At 65.5% G+C, this 22,074-nt stretch carries 20 protein-coding genes; 7 read left to right on the forward strand and 13 right to left on the reverse strand.

The annotated features are described in order from the left end of the window. Window positions 1-32 precede the first annotated feature (32 nt). Entirely contained in the window at window positions 33-2,468 is a 2,436-nt protein-coding gene (locus tag CFE35_RS06865) for a TonB-dependent receptor (protein ID WP_292929338.1), read from the reverse strand. A 425-nt stretch (window positions 2,469-2,893) separates the two neighbouring features. Here CFE35_RS06865 and CFE35_RS06870 point away from each other — a divergent pair, with 425 nt between their 5' ends. Further along, complete coding sequence (locus CFE35_RS06870) at window positions 2,894-3,586, forward strand: murein L,D-transpeptidase catalytic domain family protein (protein WP_292929340.1); 693 nt, start codon at window positions 2,894-2,896, stop codon at window positions 3,584-3,586. Here CFE35_RS06870 and CFE35_RS06875 read toward each other — a convergent pair. The 7 genes from CFE35_RS06875 to CFE35_RS06905 are packed head-to-tail and all read right to left on the reverse strand — an operon-like array spanning window position 3,583 to window position 9,795. Continuing rightward, complete coding sequence (locus CFE35_RS06875) at window positions 3,583-4,035, reverse strand: MaoC family dehydratase (protein WP_147159173.1); 453 nt, start codon at window positions 4,033-4,035, stop codon at window positions 3,583-3,585. The genes CFE35_RS06870 and CFE35_RS06875 overlap by 4 nt on opposite strands. A 2-nt stretch (window positions 4,036-4,037) precedes the next feature. Further along, window positions 4,038-5,918: a biotin carboxylase N-terminal domain-containing protein gene (locus CFE35_RS06880; protein ID WP_292929344.1), complete on the reverse strand. Its 1,881-nt coding sequence runs from the start codon at window positions 5,916-5,918 to the stop codon at window positions 4,038-4,040. After that, the gene (locus CFE35_RS06885; protein WP_292929346.1) at window positions 5,915-6,382 is read right to left on the reverse strand and encodes a nuclear transport factor 2 family protein; all 468 of its coding nucleotides are present in this window, start codon (window positions 6,380-6,382) and stop codon (window positions 5,915-5,917) included. The genes CFE35_RS06880 and CFE35_RS06885 overlap by 4 nt, the downstream gene beginning before the upstream one ends. After that, window positions 6,376-6,825: a hypothetical protein gene (locus tag CFE35_RS06890; protein ID WP_292929348.1), complete on the reverse strand. Its 450-nt coding sequence runs from the start codon at window positions 6,823-6,825 to the stop codon at window positions 6,376-6,378. Before CFE35_RS06890 ends, CFE35_RS06885 begins: the two co-directional genes overlap by 7 nt. Next, window positions 6,825-8,426, reverse strand: a complete 1,602-nt coding sequence (locus CFE35_RS06895; RefSeq protein ID WP_292929350.1) for a carboxyl transferase domain-containing protein — start codon at window positions 8,424-8,426, stop codon at window positions 6,825-6,827. Before CFE35_RS06895 ends, CFE35_RS06890 begins: the two co-directional genes overlap by 1 nt. Next, window positions 8,423-8,632: a hypothetical protein gene (locus CFE35_RS06900; RefSeq protein WP_292929352.1), complete on the reverse strand. Its 210-nt coding sequence runs from the start codon at window positions 8,630-8,632 to the stop codon at window positions 8,423-8,425. Before CFE35_RS06900 ends, CFE35_RS06895 begins: the two co-directional genes overlap by 4 nt. Continuing rightward, complete coding sequence (locus CFE35_RS06905; protein WP_292929354.1) at window positions 8,629-9,795, reverse strand: isovaleryl-CoA dehydrogenase; 1,167 nt, start codon at window positions 9,793-9,795, stop codon at window positions 8,629-8,631. Before CFE35_RS06905 ends, CFE35_RS06900 begins: the two co-directional genes overlap by 4 nt. A gap of 94 nt (window positions 9,796-9,889) precedes the next feature. On the opposite strand from CFE35_RS06905, the gene CFE35_RS06910 reads away from it, so the two are divergent. The 3 genes from CFE35_RS06910 to CFE35_RS06920 all read left to right on the forward strand — a co-directional run bounded on the left by CFE35_RS06910 (window position 9,890) and on the right by CFE35_RS06920 (window position 13,440). Next, entirely contained in the window at window positions 9,890-10,747 is an 858-nt protein-coding gene (locus CFE35_RS06910) for a LysR family transcriptional regulator (protein ID WP_292929356.1), read from the forward strand. A 63-nt stretch (window positions 10,748-10,810) separates the two neighbouring features. Beyond that, complete coding sequence (locus CFE35_RS06915; protein WP_292929358.1) at window positions 10,811-12,112, forward strand: polysaccharide pyruvyl transferase family protein; 1,302 nt, start codon at window positions 10,811-10,813, stop codon at window positions 12,110-12,112. Next, the gene (locus CFE35_RS06920) at window positions 12,109-13,440 is read left to right on the forward strand and encodes a glycosyltransferase family 4 protein (RefSeq protein ID WP_292929360.1); all 1,332 of its coding nucleotides are present in this window, start codon (window positions 12,109-12,111) and stop codon (window positions 13,438-13,440) included. The genes CFE35_RS06915 and CFE35_RS06920 overlap by 4 nt, the downstream gene beginning before the upstream one ends. Here CFE35_RS06920 and CFE35_RS06925 read toward each other — a convergent pair. After that, window positions 13,335-13,865 carry a hypothetical protein gene (locus tag CFE35_RS06925; RefSeq protein WP_292929362.1) on the reverse strand — a complete coding sequence of 177 codons (531 nt, stop codon included), beginning with the start codon at window positions 13,863-13,865 and terminating at the stop codon, window positions 13,335-13,337. The genes CFE35_RS06920 and CFE35_RS06925 overlap by 106 nt on opposite strands. Window positions 13,866-14,092: 227 nt before the next feature. Between CFE35_RS06925 and CFE35_RS06930 the strand changes: the two genes are divergently transcribed. After that, complete coding sequence (locus CFE35_RS06930; RefSeq protein ID WP_292929364.1) at window positions 14,093-15,409, forward strand: outer membrane beta-barrel protein; 1,317 nt, start codon at window positions 14,093-14,095, stop codon at window positions 15,407-15,409. A gap of 8 nt (window positions 15,410-15,417) precedes the next feature. After that, window positions 15,418-16,659, forward strand: coding sequence for a cell wall hydrolase (locus CFE35_RS06935; protein WP_292929366.1), 1,242 nt, complete (start codon window positions 15,418-15,420; stop codon window positions 16,657-16,659). On the opposite strand, the gene CFE35_RS06940 is transcribed toward CFE35_RS06935, so the two are convergent. Both CFE35_RS06940 and CFE35_RS06945 read right to left on the reverse strand, forming a co-directional pair. Then, entirely contained in the window at window positions 16,660-17,328 is a 669-nt protein-coding gene (locus CFE35_RS06940) for an HPP family protein (RefSeq protein WP_292929368.1), read from the reverse strand. A gap of 81 nt (window positions 17,329-17,409) precedes the next feature. Then, a complete protein-coding gene (locus CFE35_RS06945; RefSeq protein WP_292929370.1) occupies window positions 17,410-18,315 on the reverse strand; it encodes an MBL fold metallo-hydrolase in 906 nt (301 codons plus the stop codon). Window positions 18,316-18,855: 540 nt separating this feature from the next. On the opposite strand from CFE35_RS06945, the gene CFE35_RS06950 reads away from it, so the two are divergent. Continuing rightward, window positions 18,856-19,767: a M10 family metallopeptidase C-terminal domain-containing protein gene (locus CFE35_RS06950; protein WP_292929372.1), complete on the forward strand. Its 912-nt coding sequence runs from the start codon at window positions 18,856-18,858 to the stop codon at window positions 19,765-19,767. A gap of 203 nt (window positions 19,768-19,970) precedes the next feature. Here the strand turns inward: CFE35_RS06950 and CFE35_RS06955 are convergent, their stop codons facing one another. Both CFE35_RS06955 and CFE35_RS06960 read right to left on the reverse strand, forming a co-directional pair. Next, window positions 19,971-20,429, reverse strand: a complete 459-nt coding sequence (locus CFE35_RS06955; RefSeq protein ID WP_292929374.1) for a hypothetical protein — start codon at window positions 20,427-20,429, stop codon at window positions 19,971-19,973. Between the two features lie 546 nt (window positions 20,430-20,975). After that, window positions 20,976-21,578: a polysaccharide biosynthesis/export family protein gene (locus tag CFE35_RS06960; protein WP_292929376.1), complete on the reverse strand. Its 603-nt coding sequence runs from the start codon at window positions 21,576-21,578 to the stop codon at window positions 20,976-20,978. Between the last annotated feature and the right edge of the window lie 496 nt (window positions 21,579-22,074).

The following is a 22,074-nucleotide window of genomic DNA, read 5'->3' on the forward strand; positions in this document are numbered from 1 at the left end:
CGCCGCTTCCTTTTACCCGTCTCTGAAAACGATCAGAAGTTGATCGTCGCCTCGATGCCGTAAGTGCGCGGGGCGTTCCAGTTGCCGTAGTCGCCCAGCACATTGCCGTTCGCGTTCGAGCGGCGATAGACGAAGGCGTTGTTGAACAAGTTGCGCGCCCAGCCCGCAATCGTCAGCTTCTGGCCGTGATCGCTCATCGGGATGTCCGCCAGCGCGATGCGGCCGTTCACCACGAACGTCTTGTCCGCCTTCACGTTCTCGTTGTCGAAGGTGTAGGCCGCGTCGGCATAGTTGCCGTCGAGGTGGAACTTGAGCGCGGTGCCCGCGCCGCCGATCGGGTATTCGTAGTCGATCGTGCCCGAAACCGCGTTTTCAGGCGTGTAGACGATGTAGACGTCCTGGAAGACCTGCGCGGTGTTGGTCGGATCGATTTCCTGGTTCAGCTGCTCCTGCACCGTGTTCCGCGCGGGCGGGATCTTGGTGTAGGTGTAGACGTAGGACAGGCCGAGCGAGAGGCCATCGACCGGGCGCACGTTGAGGTCTGCTTCGATACCGCGGATCTTGGTGGTGCCGAGCGCGTTCACCGTTTCCAGCGTGTTGCGCACGGTGCCATTGGCCTGCGGGATGAAGAAGTTGAAATCGACCTGGCTGTTGGTGCGGTCCATCATGTAGGCCGCGAGGTTGAAGCGCACCTTGCGATCAAACAGCTCGGTCTTGAGACCCAGTTCGTAGGACTTCACTTCTTCCGGACCGAACGCGCGGTAGCTGACCGAACGCGAGCTGGCACCGCCGGCGCGGTAGCCGGTCGAGTACTTGGCGTAGACGTTGACACCTTGCGCGACATCGTAGGCCAAGACCGCGAGCGGATCGAAGCGGTTGTTGTCCTGCTTGAAGGTGAAGTCGGTCGGCGCACCGTTGACGGTGAACAGCGAGCCGTGCTTGCGGTCTGCGGTGTAGCGGCCGCCCAGCGTGATGTGCAGCGGGCTGATCGGGGTCCAGGTCGCCTGGCCATAAGCAGCATAGCTCTTGGCATAGGCAATGCTGGCGCGGGCGATCGGCGCGGAGGCTTCATACTGGTTGGGATCGTTGATCGCGATGCCGGTCGCAAGGCCCGTCACCGGATCGGAAACCCACTTGTTGGTGTTCGGCGTGCGAGCCTGATCGTTCGCGCGCTCGTTGAAGTAGTAGAGGCCGAGCACGTAATCGATGTTCGAGATCGAACCGACCGCCTGCAGTTCAGTGCTGAACTGGCGCTGATCGAGCGTGGCGAGGCTGTAGCGGCTGAAATTGCCGTTCGGCGAATAGACCGGTGCACGGTGCGCGCCGCCCGAGTTGTCCCACTGATCATCGCTGACCGTGCGCCATGCGGTGATCGAGCGCAATTCGAGCTCGGGGCTGACCTTGTACTTGATGGACGAGGAGAAGCCTTGAGTCTTGCCGACCGATACCTGCTGCGGCACGCCGATATCCGCCACGTCCGGACGGAACCAGCCGGCCTTGACCTGGCTGGGAAGCGGGGCGATGCCCTTGGTCGTCAGCGTCGCATCGGTGTACCACGCCTTCTTTGTGGCATCGTAGACAGTGCCGATAGGCAGACCGAGCGGGTTGTAGTTGAGCAGCGCGCTGTAGAACGGGGTGTTCTCGTCGCGGCTCTTGTCGAAGGCGAGATCGACGGTGAGGCCATCGACCGGCTTCCAGCGGGCAGCAGCACGGCCGCCATAGCGGTGGAACTGGTTCCAGCCGGTCTGGCCCGCAAGCGGGTTCTTGGTGGTCGGGCCCTGATGCATCACCACGCCATCAAGCTTGAAGGCGACATTGGCGATCTCGGGCAGATCGACGTGGAGCTGGCCGGTGTAGGAGCCATAGTTGCCAAAGCCAGCCGAAGCGCGGCCGCCGAATTCGCCGGTGGGGGCCTTCAGCACCATGCTGAGCGCGCCGCCTTCGGTATTGCGACCGAACAGCGTGCCCTGCGGGCCCTTGAGCACTTCGATGCGCTCGATATCGAACAGCGCGGCGTTGAGGCCGTGCTGGCGGCCTAGGTAGACGCCATCGAGATAGACGCCGACGCCCTGTTCACGGGCGGGCTGGTTGGCATCGCCCGGCACGATGCCGCGCAGGCCGATGGTGAGCGCCGATTGGCGCGCTTCGAACGTGGCGATACGCAGCGAGGGCACCGCGCCGTCTGCCAGATCGATCAGGCTCTGCACGTGGCGGTTCTTGACGTCGGCCGCGCCGACGACCGAGATCGAGATCGGAGTCTTGACGAGGCTCGTGACGCGCTTGGTGGCGGTGACGACGATTTCCTCGATCGGCACGCCGTCCGGCAGGCCGGGCGCAGGCGCGGCTTCGGTGCCAGCAGCGCCATCAGCAGCTGCGGCCTCGGCAGCAGCGAAAGCGGGGCTTGCGGCAAGGGCGAAGATTCCCACGCCAGCCAGCAGGCCGGTGCGGAGGGTGTTGGCGAGTCTCATGGATAACCTCAGTTAGGCTGGGACAGGTCCCGGATGAGCGCGCTCTAGGCAGCTTGCATGACGTTTTTTTGACACTTTGACACGAAGCGTAACGCAAAAATGGCGGATTTCCGTGCAGTTCGGCGGAGTGTTGCGAAATATCCACGCGGATATTTAATCAGTGAAATATTCGGCCCACCCCCCAGCTCGCTCAGCTTGGGTTCAGATACTGCCTTTAGTTAAGGAAACGTTACTGAGTCCGCGTCGGCCTGGCGCTGTTCCGGCAGGCTGGCCCTGATCGCCCGCCAAATGTCTGCCCGGCAACGGCCAGTGGCGCTGTGGCCACGCTTCGTCGCATGGACGATGCCCCGGGGGTTGGATCGTCAACCTTTGCGTGGCCTTAGTTGCCTTTGGGATCGCAACTGCTGCCAAGGCTTGAAGCAACCATGACCATCGACCGGCGCCATCTGCTTGGCGCCCTTGCCGGAACCGCCGCCTCGCTCGTGCTGCCACGCAGCGGTGCGCAGGCGCAGGAAGCCGAACTGCCGGGCGGCACGTTCTGGGGAACCGTGCCCGTGGCAGATGCCGATGCGCCGGTGCTGGCCGGCGGGCAGACGACCATTGCGCGCTCGGGCATTCTCCCGCTGTTGCCGCGCGCGCTGGCCGCGCTTGATCGGCACGGCGCGGCGATTTCGGTGCGCGACCGGATCGGCATCGTCGATTTTGCGCAGCCCTCCCGCGCCGCGCGCTTCCATATCGTCGATCTGGCGAGCGGCACCGTCTCCGCGCCGCTACTGGTGGCACATGGCAAGGGCTCGGACCCCGCGAATCGCGGGATCGCCGAACACTTCTCGAATCAGATGGACTCCGAGGCATCCTCGCGCGGGAGCTATGTCACGGGCGAGGTCTATTACGGCAAGCATGGCCGCTCGCGGCGGCTGATCGGGCTCGATCCCGATAACGATCGCGCGCTGGAGCGCGGGATCGTCATCCATGCAGCCAGTTACGTCTCACCCGCCGTGGTCGCCATGCAGGGCCGCGTCGGCCGCAGCCAAGGCTGCTTTGCCGTGAACCCGCGCGAGATCACGCAGGTGCTTGAGGCGCTGGGGCCAGGCCGCCTGCTCTTCGCGACAGCCTAGGCCGGTTTTTTCGCCAGCAAGGCCATCCGCAGGCACCGGCAGACGACTTCGTCCCGCTGGTTGAGCGCCTCATGTGCAAAGGTCACGATCCCCGCATCGGGCCGCGATTTGCTGGCGCGCAGTTCCACCACTTCGCTGGTGGCGCGCAGGGTATCACCGAGGAACACCGGCTTCGGCATCACCAGCTTGTCATAGCCCAGATTGGCGACGAGCGTGCCGACAGTGGTATCACCGACCGACAGCCCCACCATCAGCGCAAACGTGAAAGTGCCGTTGACGAGGATCTGGCCAAACTCGCTCGCCCGCGCGGCTTCGGCATCGATATGCAGCGGCTGCGGGTTGTGCGTCATCACCGAGAACAGGAGGTTGTCGGTCTCGGTCACGGTGCGGCGGATTTCGTGGGTGAGCTTGTCGCCCACCTGCCATTCATCGAAGTAGCGGCCTGCCATTGTCAGTCCTCCTTGGCTTTCTCCACGCGCACCAGCAGCGCCTCGACTTGCACCTGCGAGCCCACCGCCACGGTCAGCTCCGCCACCGCCCCGTCAAACGGCGCGGTAAGCGCGTGTTCCATCTTCATGGCTTCGAGGACGAGGAGCTTCTGGCCCTTGGTGACGGTATCGCCTTCGGCGACCTCGACCGCGATGACCTTGCCGGGCATGGGGGCGAGGATAGCGCCGTCTCCAGCATGGCCGTGCCCTGCTCCGTCAACGCGCCATGGCGTGATCGAATACGTCTGGCCATGGTCATTGATCAGGGCACGCCCAGCAGGTTCGTCAGTGCGGAAGGGATAATCGCTAAGATTGCCGACCGCCGCCTCGGCCAATTGCCCGTCGACGCTGACCATAGCTGTCTGTCTAGGCGAACTGTTCAATCGGAATCCTACCAACTCCGCGCCCAGATCATAAGAGCCGTCCTGCCAGCGATTGATAGCAAGCCCTTCACGCAAGGCCTGCGCGTTCGGCACTGATGGCGGGATCAACTCTGGAAGATTGCGCTCGATAAAGCCCGTATCGATATGGGCGGCAAGGAAATCGGCGTGCGTGACGGCCCTGTAGAGAAACCCCGCGTTCGTTCTGACCGGCCAGACATTCATGCTGCCAAGCTTCTCAGCCATAGCCTCGGCAGCGGCATCTCTCCCGGAACCTGAAGTGATCAGCTTGGCGATCATCGGGTCATAGAACGGACTGACCGCGTCACCTTGGCTTACGCCCGTCTCGACGCGTGCGGAGCCAGCCCCGATTGCCAGCCATTCGAGCTTGCCGATGCTCGGCAAAAACCCCTTCGCCGGATCCTCTGCATAAAGCCGCGCTTCCATCGCCCAGCCGTTGATGGAAAGCTCGTCCTGCCGCTTGGGCAGCGGTTCCCCGCTCGCAACGCGCAGTTGCCATTCGACCAGATCGACGCTGGTGATTTCCTCCGTCACCGGGTGCTCCACTTGCAGCCGCGTGTTCATTTCCATGAACCAGATGCGGTCCGCGCGCAGGCCTTCCGAAGCGTCGGCGATGAATTCGATCGTGCCCGCGCCGACATAGTCGACCGCCTTCGCCGCCTTCACCGCCGCCGCGCAGAGCGCCTCGCGCGTCACTTCGTCCATGCCCGGCGCGGGGGCTTCCTCGATCACCTTCTGGTGGCGGCGCTGGAGCGAACAATCGCGCTCGAACAAGTGCACCACATTGCCGTGGCTATCGCCGAAGACCTGCACCTCGATATGGCGCGGGCGCCGGATGTACTTCTCGATCAGCACATGCGCGTTGCCGAACGAAGCCGCTGCCTCGCGCTGGCACGAAGCGAGCGCGTCGGCAAAATCCGCCGCCGCCTCCACCTTGCGCATGCCCTTGCCGCCGCCGCCCGCGACGGCCTTGATCAGCACCGGGTAGCCGATTTCAGCAGCGCGCTCGGCGAGGAAGGCCGGGTCCTGGTTCTCGCCCATATAGCCCGGCGTAACGGGCACGCCCGCTGCCGCCATCAGCTGCTTGGCCGCGTCCTTGAGGCCCATCGCGGTGATGCTGGCAGGCTTGGGGCCGACCCAGATGAGGCCTGCGTCAATCACCGCCTGCGCAAACTCGGCATTCTCCGAAAGGAAGCCGTAGCCGGGATGGATCGCCTCCGCGCCGGTTGCCTTCGCGGCGGCGATGATCTTTGCGCCGACGAGGTAGCTCTCGCGCGCCGGGCTCGGGCCGATATGCACCGCCTCATCCGCCGAACGCACATGCAGCGCCTTGGCATCGGCATCGGAATAGACCGCCACCGTGCGGATTCCCATCGCGCGCGCGGTGCGGATGACGCGGCAGGCGATCTCGCCACGATTGGCGATGAGGAGGGACTGGATCATGCGCCGCACCCTTCCGTGCGTGAGGAAAAGGTGAGGTTCATCACCTTCCATTGGCCGTTCTCGCGAACGAGGTCGAAGTGATCGAAACCGCAGCTGACAAGCTTGCCGCCCATCTGAATCGTGAACGGCGCCCAGACGATCGCGACATCGCCGTCCTGCTCGATCACGGGATTGGTGATCCGCTCGATGAAGCCGGAACCCGGCGTCATGCGCGATGCATATTCGGTGAAGCTGCGGCTGCGCAGCCCGCTCGTGCCGCCCACAAACGTGCCGCGCCCGGTGACGCGGCCTTCGGGGTAGACGAGCTTCAGCAGCGCGGGCGCGTCGCCGGTTTCGAGCGTGGCGAGCAGCGCCTCGACGGTGGCAAGCACGTCCTTGTCCGCGAAATCGGGCGGCGGCAGGCGTTCGGCTTGCGGCAGCGGCGCGGCGGCGAGCGCGAGGGCGGTGAGCAGGCCGCTCAACATGCGCTGCCCCAATCGCCGCGCACGGTGCGGCTGCGCGTGCCCTCGGTCATCGTCAGGCTTGCGGGGCCTGAGGCGCTATCGGCTTCAGGGTTCGACTGAACCTTGCCGGTGCGCCGGATCGCCAGCTTGCGCCCCCCGCACGCAATCACGCCGCGTCCCTCGCCGAGCGACTGGAACTGGGCGTCGGTGATCTTGCAGGTGGCAAGTCTTTGCTCGGTGCGCATCAGGAAATCGCTGCCGATCATGAAGACGTAGGTATTGCGGCCCTGGCTGAACAGGAACTGGCAGCCGGTTTCCGGCGTGCTAGCCATGTCCTTCTCGGACAAGGGCAGCAAGGCAGACGGTACGCGCGCGGCGCTTTGCGCGGGGGCCGGAAGGGCGGCGCTGGCAAGGAGCGCGGCGGCGGCGAGGATGACTTTGCGCATCTTGGCCTTGTTCTCCATCACATCCGGAACACCCCAAACCGGGGCGCCTCCGCAATCGGGTTTTCCAGACAAACGCCCAGCGCCAGCCCCAGCACATCGCGCGTCTGCACCGGATCGATCACCCCATCGTCCCACAACCGCGCGGTGGCGTAATAGGGATTGCCTTCGTCCTCGTACTTCTGCCGGATCGGGGCCTTGAAGGCTTCGGCTTCCTCCGGCGTCCATTTGTCCGCATCGCGGTGCACGGTGGCGAGCACGGAGGCCGCCTGTTCGCCGCCCATCACGCTGATGCGCGCATTGGGCCATGTGAACAGGAACCGCGGATCATAGGCCCGGCCGCACATGCCATAGTTGCCCGCGCCGAAGCTGCCGCCGATCAGCACCGTCAGCTTGGGCACTTGCGCGGTGGCGACGGCCGTCACCAGCTTCGCACCATGCTTGGCAATGCCTTCCGCCTCATACTTCCCGCCGACCATGAAGCCCGAGATGTTCTGCAGGAACAGCAGCGGAATGCGGCGCTGGCAGGCCAGTTCGATGAAATGCGCGCCCTTCTGCGCGCTTTCGCTGAACAGCACGCCGTTGTTGGCGAGGATCGCCACCGGCATCCCCCAGATATGCGCGAAACCGCAAACCAGCGTGGTGCCATAGTGCGCCTTGAATTCGTGGAACTCGCTGCCGTCGACGATGCGAGCAATGACTTCATGGACATCGTAAGGCGCGCGCACATCATCGGGGATGATGCTGTAGAGGTCTTCCGCGTCGTATTTCGGCGGGCGCGGGGCGACCGCGCCCTGCACCCCGGCAGGCCCGGGCCCGAGGTGGCTGACGATATCGCGCACGATGGTGAGCGCGTGCTCGTCGTTGTCGGCCAGATGATCGACCACACCGGACTTGCGCGCGTGGAGATCGCCGCCGCCCAATGCCTCGGCGCTGATTTCCTCACCCGTCGCAGCTTTCACCAGCGGCGGCCCCGCGAGGAAGATCGTGCCCTGTTCGCGCACGATCACGCTTTCGTCGCTCATCGCGGGCACATAAGCGCCGCCTGCGGTGCAGCTGCCCATCACGCTGGCGATCTGCGGGATGCCCTGCGCGCTCATATTGGCCTGATTGAAGAAAAAGCGGCCGAAGTGGTCGCGGTCCGGGAAGACTTCCGCCTGGTTGGGCAGGTTCGCGCCGCCGCTGTCCACCAGATAGACGCAAGGCAGACGGTTCGCGGCCGCGATTTCCTGCGCGCGGATGTGCTTCTTCACCGTCATCGGGAAGTAAGTGCCGCCCTTCACCGTCGCGTCGTTGGCGAAGATCATGCACTGGCGGCCCGAAACGCGCCCGATGCCGGTGATGATGCCCGCGCCGGGGACTTCATCGCCGTACATGCCATTCGCCGCGAGTTGGCCGACTTCAAGGAAAGGCGAGCCCGGATCGAGGAGCCGCTCGACACGGTCGCGCGGAAGCAGCTTGCCGCGCGAGACATGGCGCGCGCGGGACTTTTCATCACCGCCGAGCGCCGCTTTGGCCACGCGCGCGCGCAGTTCTGCCGCCAGCGCGCGGTTGTGCGCGGCGCGCGCCTGCGCCTCGGGGCTGGAGATGTCGAGGTTGGTGGGGAGGACGGGGCCGGTCATGGCCGGATCACCCGATCAAGATAATGCATGATCCCCGTCGTGAAGCCCTCCTGCCCCCGTTCCGTATAGGGAACGGCCGAGACAAGCGACCAGCCCTGCTCATAAAATTCGGTCAGCTTGGTCCGCAGGAACTCCGGGCTGGGCACCGAGTGCCCCTCTGACGCGAAATGATAGTCCCAAGCCAGAAACTCCTTGCCCGCGCTCATGCCCCTGCTCCGATCAGTTCGCGCCCGATCAGCATGCGGCGGATCTCGTTGGTCCCCGCGCCGATATCGAGCAGCTTGGCATCGCGCAGATAGCGCTCCACCGGCCAGTCCTTGGTATAGCCCGCGCCGCCGAGCGCCTGCACAGCCTCACCCGCCACGCGGAAGGCCGCCTCGCTGCCCAGCAGGATCACGCCCGCCGCATCGAAGCGCGTCGTCTGGCCCGCGTCCGCCGCGCGCGCGACAGCGTAAGTATAGGCGCGGGCCGATTGCAGCGCGACGTACATGTCCGCCACTTTGCCCTGCATCAGCTGGAACGCGCCGATGGGTTTGCCGAACTGCTTGCGCTCGCGCACGTAGGGAATGACGGTATCGAGGCAGGCCTGCATGATGCCGAGTTGGATGCCCGCGAGCACGACACGCTCGTAATCAAGGCCGCTCATCAGCACGCCGACACCGCCGTGGAGCGGCCCCATCACGTTCTCTTCCGGCACGAAGCAATCGTTGAAGACGAGTTCGGCAGTAGGCGAGCCGCGCATGCCCATCTTGTCGATCTTCTGGCCGATGGCGAAGCCGGGCATGTCCTTTTCGATCAGGAACGCGGTGATGCCCCGGCTGGCGGCTTCGGGCGCGGTCTTGGCATAGACGACCAGCGTATCGGCATAAGTCGCGTTGGTGATCCAGAATTTGGTGCCGTTGAGGCGGAAGCCGCCCGGCACGGCATCGGCCTTGAGCTTCATCGAGACGACGTCCGATCCCGCCCCCACTTCGGACATCGCAAGGCTGCCCAGGTGCTCGCCGGAAATCAGCTTCGGCAGATACTTCGCCTTCTGCTCGTCATTGCCCCAGCGGCGGATCTGGTTGACGCAGAGGTTGGAGTGCGCGCCATAGCTGAGGCCGATGGAGGCCGAAGCGCGGCTGACTTCCTCGACCGCCAGCACGTGATCGAGATAGCCGAGGCCGAGGCCGCCCCATTCCTCCTCCACCGTGATGCCATGCAGGCCAAGCGCGCCCATCGCGGGCCACAAGTCGCGCGGAAACCAGTCCTCGGCATCGACCTTGGCGGCGAGCGGGGCGATCTTCTCATCGGCGAAACGGCCTGCCGCCTCGCGGATCATCAGGGCGCTTTCGGGCAGGGCGAAATCAAGCTCGGGCGTGGCGCGCATTTTCAGTCAGACTCCTCAATCCGCAAAGCAGTCTATGGCAAACCACAGCTTCGGAAAAATTGAATTTTCGCGCGCAGCAGTATAGGAAAAATCTATGCTGAACCGCCGCCACCTCCGCCAGTTCCTCGCGCTCGTCGATACCGGATCATTCACCGCGGCGGCAAACCAGCTGCATGTGGCGCAACCGACGCTTTCCGCCGGAATTGCCGAGCTGGAACGTGCGCTGGGCGCGGCAGTGATCGTGCGCGAGCGGCGCGCGCTGCGGCTGACCGAAGCCGGCAACCGTCTGCTGATCCACGCCCGCGCGATCGAACGCGAGTTTGGCCTGGCCGAGCGCGGGGTGCTCGCCGCCCCTGCCCCGGCCCCGCCGCTGCGGCTGGGGGTGATCGCCTCGCTCGCCACGCGCATGGTGGCGGGAATTGCCGGGCGGTTTGCACCGGGGCGGCTAACGCTGACTGAAGCGCCGGACGCGGATCTCAGGCGGCGGCTGGCCGAACATCGGCTCGATGCGGTGCTGACGACGCTGCACGGCGCGGAAGCAGGCGCTCAGGTGCTGCTGGAGGAAGGCTATGCGATGATCCTGCCCGCTGCGCACCGCTTTGCCGCGCGCGATCTGCTGCTGCCCGAAGAGCTGGCGGGGGAGACGATGATCGCGCGGCGCGCCTGCGAGATCCTCGCCGAGACCAGCCGCTTTTTCACCGCGCGCGGGGTGCGGCCACACTTTGCCTTGCGCAGCGCCAACGATGACCGCTGCCTTGCGCTCGTGGCAGCAGGCGCGGGGGTGACGACCGCGCCGGTATCGCTTGTCCAGCCGGGCACGGTGGCGGTGCCGCTGCAGGGCTATGACTATCGCCGCCGGATCGGGCTGATCGTGGCGGGCGGGCAGGAAGACCTGATTGCGGCAAGCGGCCTTGCGCCCACTTTGCGCGAAGTTCTGGCGGCGACCGACTGATCGCTCGATTCCGGGGGTATCGGTGCTTGCTGGAGGGGCGGGCGGCGTGACACCGCAAGCGGCATGATTGCGGCAGAGGCCCCCTCCCCTTCAACTGGCACGAAGCCCGGCGCGAATCTGGCCCGCCGGATCGCGCTGCTGAACGTGAAATACAGCCCGAATCTGGGCGATGGGCTGCTGTCCGAATGCCTTGAGGCAGAACTGGCGCGCACCTTCCAGACAATCGCGCCGGGTACGCAGGTGTTCTCGATCGATCTGGCCGGGCGGCGCGCCTATCCGCCGATTGCGCCCAGCCGCCGCGCCGCGCTGATCATGGTGCTTGAAGCGCTGCCCGCCAGTCTGCGCCAGATGGTGACGCGGCTGGCGCTTTCTGCGCTAGTGCGGCTGCGGCTGGCGCGGCACGTGCGCACGCAGTTGGCCGGGTGCGATGCGGTGGTGCTGGGTGGCGGCAATCTGCTCACCGATGCCGATCTCAATTTCCCGATGAAGATCTCCGGCGCGCTCGGGCAGGCGGCGCGGCTGCGGCTGCCGGTCGCGGTCTATGGTGTGGGGGCGAACCGGCAGTGGTCTGAGGCCGGGCGGCGCTTGTTTGGCCGGGCGCTGGGGGCGGCAAAGCTGGCCTATGCGGCGGTGCGCGATGCACGCAGCCAGGCAGCGTGGCGCGATCTGCTGGTGCCGCAAGGGGTCCGCGCTGCGGCGCTGAGCGGCGATCCGGGGCTGCTCGCAAGCTGCCATTTCCCGCGCCCGCCGCTGCCCTTCGATGGGCCGCTGGCGGGGCTGTGCATCACCGCGCCGATGGCGCTGCGCTATCACGCAACGGGGCCGGAAGCAGGCGGCGCAGCCGCGGAGGCATGCGCGGCGCTCGATGCGTGGTATGCCGCCGCCGCGCAGGCGCTGGTGGCGGCGGGCTTTCGCGTCGCGCTGTTCACCAATGGCAGCCCGGAAGATCGCGATTACCTCGATGCGATGGGTCCATCATGGATCCTTGCCGCAAAAGGGCCGGTGACGATGACCAATCCTTTCGCCGATCCAGCCGAGATGGTGGGCTTCATCGCCGGGTGCCAGCTGATCGTGGCGCACCGCATGCATGCCTGCATCGCCGCGCATTCCTTCGCCATCCCCACCATCGGCCTGCGCTGGGACGTGAAGCTCGACAGCTTCTTTGCGCTGGCGGGGCGCGGGCAGTTCATTGCCGATACGGCCACCCTCGATGGCCCTGCGCTCACCGCACTGGCCCGGCGCGTCTTGGCCGAAGGCGTGGACCGCGCCGCGCTCGAAGCGCTGATCGCGGGGACGCGGGCGGATATCGCGCACATGGCGGCGGCGCTGGCGCGGGCGATGCAGCCGGTGAAGGCAGCGGCATGAGCGCGCCCCCCCGCGCCATCGACCGGATCGTGGTCATCAACGACCTCTCGCATCCGATGGGCGGGGCAAGCGCGCTGGCGGTGGATTCGGCGCGGCGCTTGGCCCAGCGCGGCTACCGCGTGACCATGCTGGCGGGCGATACGGCCGATACCACGCTGGAGGCGAGCGGGGTTGCCGTCACTGCGCTGGGGCAATCGCGGCTGCTGGGGCGCAGCGGTGCCTTGCTCGATGGGCTGTGGAACCGCGCGGCGGCGCGCATGGTGCGCGGCTGGATCGCCGCAAACGATACACCGGGCACGGTCTACCACTTGCACGGCTGGTCGCAGATCCTTTCGCCCTCGGTGTTTGCCGCGCTGGCGCCGGTGCGCGGACGGCTGGTGATATCGGCGCACGATTTCTTCCTCGCCTGCCCCAATGGCGCGTTCACGAACTTCGCCACCGGCGCGCCCTGCCCGCACACCGCGCTGTCGCGGGCGTGCCTTGCCGAAGCGTGTGATCGGCGCGGCGCGGCGCACAAGGCGTGGCGGGTGCTGCGCCATGCCGTGCAGCGGCAGGTCTATCGCCCGGAAACCTCACCGCCCGTGCTCGCAATCCACGCCGCGATGCGCCCCATGCTGACGCGCGCGGGCATTCCGGCAGACGCGGTTCATGCCCTGCCCAATCCGGTGACCCCGTTCAGCGAAACGCGGATCGCAGCGGAGCGCAATGGCGAAGTGCTGTTCGTCGGGCGGATCGAGGCGACCAAGGGCGCGGACCTTGCGCTAGCGGCCGCGCGCCGCGCGGGCATGCCGATCCGGCTGGTGGGCGACGGCGCAGACCGCGCGCGGCTGGCGGCCGAGTATCCCGAGGCGCGCTTTGCCGGGCGGTTGCCGCCTGCGGCCATCGGCGCGCTGGCGGGTGCGGCGCGGGTGCTGGTGATGCCGAGCCGCTATCCGGAGCCCTTTGGCCTCGTCGCCATGGAAGCGTCGCTTTCAGGGCTGCCGGTGATCCTGCCGCCCAGCGCGCTGCTCGCACCCGATCTGGTGGCGGCAGGCGCGGGGATCGCGGTCGATCCGCGCGATACGGCAGCATTTGCCGCAGCGCTGGCGGCGCTGGCGCGGGATGATGCGCAGGTGGCAGCGATGAGCCAGGCCGGCTTCACCGCGACTCGGCATCTCGCGCTATCGCCCGATGCCTGGATCGACCGGCTGCTCGCGCACTATGCCGCGCGGCTCGGCGGTGTTCAGGCCCCGGCGGGCACCAGATCGCCATCCGCATCCGGACCGAAGCCGATTGCGGGAAGCGTGGCATCAGGAAGCATTTTAGGCACCACCGCAGCGGGCCTGTAGGGCGCAGGCGCGGCGCTTTGGCCTGAGGCAGGCCAGATTCGCCGGTCCTGCTCGGCGATGGAGCGATAGGGATTGCTCCGGGCCAGCTGGCGCAGATGCTGCACCTTGATCGGCACGATCACCAGCGACAGCGTCGCCAGCACGATGGCCCAGCGCCAGAGGTTGAACTGCCCGCTCTGAACGGCAGCCATGAACTCCGCATACGTAAGCCAGATCGCCAGCGCGCCAAGCAATTCGGAACTGCGCTGTCCGGGCAGCGCCAGCAGCGTCAACGTGGCCAGAAAGAACGCGCCGACCCCGGCCAGCTCGAGCGTCAGCCGGTCGGTGACGTAGCCCGCCGTCAACGCAAAGGCGATGAGCAGCGCGCCGATCTTGGCGAAGCGCGCGATCTGGCCGGGTGTGATGCGGGAAAGGAGTGCGTCCATGAATCGAATCATGCACCTGCCCGGTTCAAGGAACGCTTTCTCCCATTGGTTAATCGCGCGCTAAGGACATGCTCCGGAACCAGCCGACTTAAACGCCCCTCATCCTGAGGGAGATTGCTCAGATACGGGGCTAATTGCGCGAACGGGTGGCGGCAAAGAATGATAACCCTTGCGGCGTGAGGCACGAAAGTGGGGCGCGTTGGCGGCGCATGGGCAGGAAACCGGACATGACAGGCAAACGGCAGCGGCAGGCGCGGCGGCGCGCGGGAAGCGGCCTGGGCTCGGCGGCGCTCTCGCTGTGCGCTCTCGGTCTGATCGTGCCCGTCGGGGCCGCCCGCGCGCAGAGCACGGTCGATCCCCGGATGGAGCGCGATACCGTGGGCGCGCGCTCGCGGCCCGAAGTGGAAACCACCGGCGCGCGCGTCGGCGCGCTGTTGATCTCGCCCAGCTTCGGGATCGAGGCGGATGCGAACGACAATGTATTTGCGCGCGGCGATGTGAAGCGCGGCGATGTGGCCGCGGCGTTCCTGCCAGCACTGGCCGTGCGCACGCAGTGGTCGCGCCATGCGCTGAGCCTCAACGCCGATGGCGCGATCAAGCGCTTTGCCCGGCGGACGCGCGAGAACAACGAGACCTATGGCGCGCGGCTCGACGGGCGGCTGGACATATCGGCGGACACGCGCATTTCGGGCGAGGTGAGCGCGGCGCGGCGGATCGAGGCGCGCGGCACCACCGGCGATACCCTGTTTGGCGCCGCGCCGATTGCCTTCACCGTGTTCACCGGCGGGGCGGAGATCGAGCAGAGCTTTGCACGCGCGAAGGTCACGCTGGGCGGACGCTACGAACGCTACACCTATTCTGACCGGACACTGGGCGCGACGGTGATCGACCTTTCGCCCCGCGATTATGAAGCGCTTTCGGGATCGCTGCGCGCCGCCATTGGCATCGGGCCGGGGGTGGCCGCGTTCGCCAGCGTCGGGCTCAACAGCAACCGCTATACTGCAGCGCCCATCGGGCCGAGCCGCAATTCCCATGGGGTGACCGTGCTGGCCGGGCTCGCCTTCGGGCTGAACCGGTTGCTGCAGGGGGAAATCGGGGTGGGCTGGGTGCGGCAGGATTTCACCGCGCCGGTGTTTGCGCGCATCAGCGGACTGGCCTATAACGCCCAGCTGAAATGGAGCCCGACGCGTCTGACGACGCTGCGCCTTTCCGGGGGGCGCAGCTTCCAGCGCTCGCCCATCGCGGGGATCGCCGGGATCCAGCAGCACGAAGTGGCGCTTTCGGCCGAGCACGAATTTTTGCGCACGCTGATCCTGCGGCCTTCGGTGCGCTATCTCGTCGCCGATTTTCAGGTGCCGGCCAGCGCGCAGCGGCGGCAGGAGCGCTTCTTCACCGGCTCGTTTGGCGTTAGCTGGCGGCTGACCGAGCATGTCGAGATCGCGGGCGAGTATTCGCACAGCCTTGGGCGCAACACCGGCGCGACGGACCTGGGCCGGGCTTATGATCGCAACCGCGTGGCGCTCTCGCTGCGCTGGCGGCTTTAGAGGCAGCAGTGGCGACCCTGCCGGACACTGCATTTGCCGATACCGGCTTGCCGCCCTTACCCGAATGGGCGGCGCGGCCGCGCTTTCTGGCGCTGCGGATGGTGGTGGCGCTGGTGTTTCTGGCGGGGCTCGGCACTGCTCTGGCGCTGCTCGCCCCGCCGCCGACCGGGCCGGTGGTGCGCCTTGCCCTGCCGCCGCCACTGCCCGATCCCACCGCGCTGCTGCCCTATCTCCCGGAAACCGCGCGGATCGCCAACGCCGCCATGCCGATCGAGCCGCCAGCCGCGCCCGCGCCGCCGTTCCGCTTTGCCGGGGTGGCTCTCGGCGCGGAGGCAGGCGCGCAGGCCCGCGCGCTGGACTGCCTTGCCGCCGCCGCATGGTATGAAGCGGGTGACGATCCTTCGGGCGCGCGTTCGGTGGTGCAAGTCGTGCTCAACCGCGCGCGCCATCCCGCGTTCCCCGCCAGCGTGTGCGGCGTGGTGTTTCAAGGCTCCGAACGCAAGACGGGCTGCCAGTTCAGCTTCACCTGCGATGGCTCGATGGCGGCGCGTCATCCCGGCGCGGCGGCGTGGGCGCGGGCGCGGGCGGTGGCGGCAGCCGCACTGGCGGGCGCGGTTGATCCGCGCGTGGGCCTCGCCACGCACTATCATGCCGATTACGTCGTGCCGGTGTGGCGCAGCGGCCTCGTCAAGCTGGCGCAAGTCGGGCTGCACTTGTTCTATCGTTGGCCCGGCACCTGGGGCTCGCCCGGCGTGCTGCGCAGCGGCGGGAGCGGGGAAGAGGCGCGCATTCCCCAGCTAGCCGCGCTATCGGCGGCGCATGCCGGGGGCAGTAACGCGGCTGATCCTGCGGCGGGCACTGCTGCATCGGCAGGCGCACCACTGGCCTACCTCCCGCTCGATGATCCAGAGCCGGGCGCGCACGGTGCCGCGCCTTCCTTTACGAGCGGAGGGGCGAGCGCGGGAGAGGCGCAGGGCGGACACATCTCGCTCATGCTCGATCCCGCAGCCTTCCCCGGTACATATGCCATGCGCGCGCTGGCCGCCTGCGCGGAGCGGGAGCGCTGCGCGGTGGTCGGCGAACTGCTCGGCGCGGCGGCAGGGCAAGGCCCCGGCTTCGTCTATCTGCGGGATCGGCGGACGGGCGCGGAAGGCGCGTGGTGGGATTGCGCCGCCCTCCCCCGCGCCAACCCGACGCGCTGCCTGCCCAAGGGAACCGCGCTGGCCCGGATGCTGGCCGACTGGCGCTGATCAGCCAAGCTTGCGGCGGGCGGCGTGGAATTCCGCGCGCGAAAGCAGCGCATCCAGATCGGCGCGGCTGATGTCGAAGGTTTCGTGCATGTCTTCCAGCGCGGCGTCGATATCGGCGAGGTGGAGGCCCGCAGCGACGGCTTGAGGCGGCGCGGGCACGGGTCGATGTGGGTAGGAATGGCGCGAGACGCGGTGAAACAGCAGGCCAAACACCACAAGCGCCACCGAATTGAGCGCAACGGGCAGGAACGCAAAACTGAAGCCCGCGGCGTGGACAGCGGATGAGCCGATCACGGCGGTCAGCGCGCACGCGCCGCCGGGCGGGTGGAAGCAGCGCAGCAGCGACATGGCAAGGATCGCGCAGCCGACCGCCACGCTGCCTGCCAGCGCCACGCCGGGCACAAGGTGGTACACCGCAATGCCGACCAGCGCGGAAGTGGTATTGCCGCCGATCACCGACCAGGGCTGCGCCAACGGACTGGCGGGCACGGCGAAGACCAGCACCGCCGAAGCGCCCAGCGGGGCGACGAGCAGCGGAATGTCGCTCTGCTGAAGGGGAAAATACCCCGCTATCAAGGCCGCAAAGGCAATGCCGAGCGCAGCGCCAAAGCCAGCGAACAGGCGATCGGCACCGTGGGCACCGGAAAGGATGGGCTGAAAAAGGCGCAAGGCATGGGTCCGATGGGAGGCAGAAGGATGGCGGCCCCATAAGATCGCCCGCAAGCTAGGGGAAGCCGCAATAAACTTTCGTTAGGTAAGGCCAAGCTTGTCCAGCACGGGGCGAAACCCAGTCCTTTCGCGCAGGACGCGGGCGGCATGGGTGCCCCCGAAGTGCGCAGGCACCAGCAGCGCCCCGCGGTCCGCCGCAAGATCGAGCACCAGACGGCGCGTTTCGCGGGCCTGATCGGGCGCTTCGCAGAACACGCTGTTCCATTCCGGGCGATAGATCTGCGCGGGATGGTGGACGACATCGCCCACGAACAGCGCGCTATCATCCTTCCCCGCCACTTCGAGCATCATGCTGCCCGGCGTGTGCCCCGGGCAGGCGTGGAGCGTGAGACCCTCCGCCACCGCAAACCCCGGCTCCGCCCATTCGGCGCGCCCGGCGGCAACAATCGGCGCGACGCTGTCCTCATACATCCCGGCATTGACCGAGCGGCCCAGCCCGGCAGGCCCGGCGGCAGTGTCGTCCGGGTCCCAGTAGGCGCGGTCCGCCAGCGGGAGGACATAGCGCGCGTTGCGGAAAGTCGGCTCCCACCGGCCATCGACGAGGCGCGTGTTCCAGCCGACATGATCGATATGGATGTGCGAGCACACGACGACGTCGATATCCTCCGGCTGATAGCCCGCGCGGGCCAGATTGCCGAGAAAATCGGTCTGCAGGTTGCTGAACACCGGGATGTTGGGCCGGTCCTTGTCGTTCCCCGCGCCGGTATCGAACAGGATGCGCTGCGTGCCGGTATCAAGCACCCAGCTTTGCAGGAAGGCATAGAGCTGGCCCGTGGCCGGATCATAGTATTCGGGCGCGAATTCCTCGGCATGGGGATCCCAGCCCTCGGGCGTGTAGCCCTGAAAGAGGTAGGACGGCGGCGCAAAGGTGCCCTGCCATTCCTCGATACGGTGGACGGTGACGTGGCCGATCTGGAAGCGGTCCATGCAAAACTCCGGTGGGTGCGGGCCAAAGCGCCACTCTATCGGCAATCAGCGAAAGCACCACTGCCTGTGCAAGAGCAGCAAGTTGACACGGTCCTAAGAAATCACGGCATTCGATCAGTGGAGCAAGTTTGATCGTCCAAGGCAATCAATGGCGACAGCGCGGGCGGCATGGATTGCCGGCATGAGCAGAGCGGCTCGGCAAGGGGGCGGGAGACGCTCAGCCAAGCAAAATTTCGCGATGCAGGAAAGCTTGAAGGCACTCACGGATGGGGCGCGGCGTTAAGGCGTGTAGTGTGGGTGTTTGGGGGTTTACAATTGTTACGACGGCTCGTGAGCCGCGCATCAATTCAGCGCACTGTCACTGAAATGCTGTCACTGAAATGCCGGCACCGAAATACCTGGCTTTGAGACCAAAACACTTGATCCGCAGGCAAAAGCAGGCGACCTTTCGATCAAATGGCAGGCCACTTGGGGCATGTCGGGTGAAAAAGGGCGATCATGGGACGCGTGATCAGATTGACGAGTGGGGCCGATGCATTTGTGCAAGGTCTCGCTGCGGAGAACATTGAAATCACGGTGAACAGCTTTGGCGGCAATGACACGATCCAGTTGAACCGGACGGACGACCTTGGTGGTGGCAATGTCATCAATGCGGGCGCGGGTGCAGATGCTGTGATAAACCTGAAGGAATTCGGCAATGTCATCCGGCTGGGCGGCGGCAACGATACCTATCTTGGGCGCGGCTTTAGCTCGTTTGCCAGCGATCCGGGCGATCAGGTGTTTGCAGGTGCAGGCAACGATCTGATCGCGGTTGAGACCTTCCAGAGTATCTATCGCGGCGAGGAGGGCGATGACAGATTCGTCTCGGTCGGCTGGCAGAACACCTTCATCGGTGGCCTAGGTTCGGATACCATCAGCTATGCCGCACGCGATGACGATTTTACGCAAGGCAACACGGGCGTTGCGGTAAACCTATCACAAGGTTTCACCCAAACCGGCGCAAACCGCCGAGAGTTCCTGTTTTCCATTGAGAACGCCATTGGCAGTGGCAATGACGACACCCTCATCGGCAATGCTCAGGCCAACCGGTTGGTCGGCGCAGGCGGCTTTGACACTCTGCGCGGCAACGGCGGCGCAGATGTGTTTGTCTTTGCCAAGCTTTCTGATTGCGCGGTCGCCGCAGATGCGTTTGACCTGATCGAGGATTTCAGACGGGCACAGGGCGACAAGATCCATCTGCGCGGGATCGATGCAAGGACCGGCGTTTCAGGCGATCAGGCCTTTGATTTTATTGGCGAGGCAGCGTTTGACAACGTCAAAGGGCAACTGCGCTTCGAAACGTTTGCCGATGCGTTGCTCGTGCAGGGCGATGTGAACGGCGATGGCCGTGCAGATTTTCAGTTCGCGGTTGTCGGCCCGGCCGTTCTGCGCGCCGCAGACTTTCTGCTGTAGTCAGGCGTTGCGCGCTGCAATCCGTAGTTACGGTGGCCATAGTTAAGGTGGCCGTAGTTACGTTGACACGCGCAATAACCCCCAAACTCACCCATGCTCCGCTCGATCCGTCGATCCACCAGAGGTTATCGAACCGTAGACCAATGCTACGGATCGGAGAGTGCGAGTAAAAGGGTTATTGCACCTGCCACCGTAACTACCTGTCACCGTAACTCCCCAAAAATTCCTTCAGCTGGTGGCGGCGAAACACCTAATGGCAATGACTTGGCCCCGGAACCGTATGCCCAGACACAGAGATTATTACCACTGCAGGGATACTTAGAGGATATGAGACGAGCGATCCGCTGAAATCTAGAGCAGTCCACCGATTTATCAGAACGTAAAAATAAATGTGGCGGCAATGAGCCCATATCGGTGAATCGATGCTCAGCTTTTTCAAGGTGGGGAAGCACTTCAATCTCATTATTTAATCTATAACCTAAAATCTCGTAACGGTCATTATAGACAGTTATGTTGATATACTCCTCAATTCGCGACATATCGAATTTATTTTCGATCCAATCATCACTATTTAAGCACATTTCACCACCTTCTCTATGAAGGCATGAAGATGCAATTGGCAATATAATTGTTAATAATATAACCTTATGCATCTTTATCATTATTCATTCCAATTCGCATAGCAATTTCGGAGTTACGGTGAAACGTGCAGTAATCCCAAAAATCACCGATGCTCCGCTCCATCCGCCAGAGGCCATCGAGCCACAGACTAATGCCACGGATCAGGGAGTGCCAGTTGCGAATTCCACGCGTGACATTGCCCGGAGCTGACGCCCCTTTCGCGGGCCGTCTCCCCTGAGCCGAAGGCCGGCTTTTCGCCTGGTGGCGGGGTTCGTTGAGGGCGACTTGCCCCGGCGCTGGGCGATGCCGGCAGGCAAGGGCGGTGGTGTACGAATTGGGTTCTGCCCCAGTAGGCCGGACTGCAAGACTACTAGGCGGCCGAATGGGACGAATTACCCCTCCGTCAGCGCTTCGCGCTGCCACCTCCCCGTTTGTGCGGTTCCCGCAAAAACAGAGAGGAACTTGGCGCTGCACCGAGTGTGGGGATGCCAGGTGAGGGCTGCTTCGCTTTTCCGGCCCCTCCGTTAGCCCGTTCGAGCTGCCACCTGCCTGAGGCGAGTTCGGAGAGGGATTGGGAGGGCTGGGCCCTAGAAGTACCGCTCCCCCACGCGGATCGTATCGCCCGGCAGCACGGCGACCTGGGCGCTGCGCAGGGGGACGGCGCTTTCGCCGGTGCCTTTCTGGCGGCGGAGGAACACGGTTTTCTCGTTGGCGCGGTAGGTGAAGCCGCCGGCGCGGGCGATGGCTTGTTCCACCGTCATCCCCGAGGCGTAGGAATATTCACCGGGGCGGTTAACTTCGCCGAGGATGTAGAACGGGCGATACGTCAGCACCTCAAGGCTGACGCGGGGATCGTTGACATAGCCTTCGGCGAGCTTTGCGGTGAGTTCCTGCTGCACTGTGTCAATCGTGCGGCCCCCGGCATTGACCATGCCGATCAGCGGGAAAGCCAGCGCGCCGCCGGGAGTGATGTTGTATTCCCCGGTGAGCGAGGGTTCGTTGAACACGGTGACGCGCACCCGATCGCCTGCGCCGAGGCGGTAGCTTTCGAGGCCCACGGCGACATCGGCTGACGAGATCGGCGGGGCCCCTGCCCCGGCGCAGCCGCCGAGCATGAGCGCAACAGCCCCGGCGAACGCCATTGCCGCGACGCGGTGCGCGCGCCGATGGCCTTCCTGCTTCAACTGCATGCGAAATCTCCAATGGTTTCCGAACGATTGTTCCATGCCGCCAAGTTTATGCCGCGCGGCGCAAAGCGCAATTGCCCGGGCCTGTGCCGAATCCTCCGAGTTGGAGCAGTTCCGCGCGCGCCCCGCCGAAGCGGGCGCAGCACGCCTCGCCGCCCGCCGCGTCACTATCGGCGCAGCGCGGCCGGGCGGGAAATAGTGCATAAATCCTTAAGCATTCACCCGGATTTGCCCTTGGCCCGGCGATGCGGGATGCAGCGCTGTACGAAGCTTCGGACTGCGCCCGGCAAAGCGCGCAGCGACCCTGCGAGGCCTGCCGGGATGCCTGATGCCTCCGGTTTGCCTCCGCAGCGGATACGCTTCGCCTTCCCCGACGCGGCCCCTTGCCTAGTCTTCAAGCCATGCCGCGAGGGGGAGCCTTCTTCCTTATCGGACCATTTGTGCCAATGCGGTTTCCTTTCAGCCAGATCGGCCGGGCGGGAAACGCCGAATTCAGGAG

The sequence above is a fragment of the Novosphingobium sp. PASSN1 genome, from assembly GCF_002278815.1.

Excerpts from the sequence above, each read along its gene's own strand:
- CFE35_RS06875 (WP_147159173.1), bottom strand. The coding sequence starts at position 4,035 with ATGGCAGGCCGCTACTTCGATGAATGGCAGGTGGGCGACAAGCTCACC.
- CFE35_RS06900 (WP_292929352.1), bottom strand. The coding sequence starts at position 8,632 with ATGAGCGCGGGCAAGGAGTTTCTGGCTTGGGACTATCATTTCGCGTCA.
- CFE35_RS06920 (WP_292929360.1), top strand. The coding sequence starts at position 12,109 with ATGAGCGCGCCCCCCCGCGCCATCGACCGGATCGTGGTCATCAACGAC.
- CFE35_RS06960 (WP_292929376.1), bottom strand. The coding sequence starts at position 21,578 with ATGCAGTTGAAGCAGGAAGGCCATCGGCGCGCGCACCGCGTCGCGGCA.
- CFE35_RS06890 (WP_292929348.1), bottom strand. The coding sequence starts at position 6,825 with ATGGAGAACAAGGCCAAGATGCGCAAAGTCATCCTCGCCGCCGCCGCG.
- CFE35_RS06885 (WP_292929346.1), bottom strand. The coding sequence starts at position 6,382 with ATGTTGAGCGGCCTGCTCACCGCCCTCGCGCTCGCCGCCGCGCCGCTG.
- CFE35_RS06925 (WP_292929362.1), bottom strand. The coding sequence starts at position 13,865 with ATGGACGCACTCCTTTCCCGCATCACACCCGGCCAGATCGCGCGCTTC.
- CFE35_RS06910 (WP_292929356.1), top strand. The coding sequence starts at position 9,890 with ATGCTGAACCGCCGCCACCTCCGCCAGTTCCTCGCGCTCGTCGATACC.
- CFE35_RS06930 (WP_292929364.1), top strand. The coding sequence starts at position 14,093 with ATGACAGGCAAACGGCAGCGGCAGGCGCGGCGGCGCGCGGGAAGCGGC.
- CFE35_RS06865 (WP_292929338.1), bottom strand. The coding sequence starts at position 2,468 with ATGAGACTCGCCAACACCCTCCGCACCGGCCTGCTGGCTGGCGTGGGA.
- CFE35_RS06915 (WP_292929358.1), top strand. The coding sequence starts at position 10,811 with ATGATTGCGGCAGAGGCCCCCTCCCCTTCAACTGGCACGAAGCCCGGC.
- CFE35_RS06905 (WP_292929354.1), bottom strand. The coding sequence starts at position 9,795 with ATGCGCGCCACGCCCGAGCTTGATTTCGCCCTGCCCGAAAGCGCCCTG.
- CFE35_RS06870 (WP_292929340.1), top strand. The coding sequence starts at position 2,894 with ATGACCATCGACCGGCGCCATCTGCTTGGCGCCCTTGCCGGAACCGCC.
- CFE35_RS06955 (WP_292929374.1), bottom strand. The coding sequence starts at position 20,429 with ATGATAAAGATGCATAAGGTTATATTATTAACAATTATATTGCCAATT.
- CFE35_RS06880 (WP_292929344.1), bottom strand. The coding sequence starts at position 5,918 with ATGATCCAGTCCCTCCTCATCGCCAATCGTGGCGAGATCGCCTGCCGC.
- CFE35_RS06945 (WP_292929370.1), bottom strand. The coding sequence starts at position 18,315 with ATGGACCGCTTCCAGATCGGCCACGTCACCGTCCACCGTATCGAGGAA.
- CFE35_RS06895 (WP_292929350.1), bottom strand. The coding sequence starts at position 8,426 with ATGACCGGCCCCGTCCTCCCCACCAACCTCGACATCTCCAGCCCCGAG.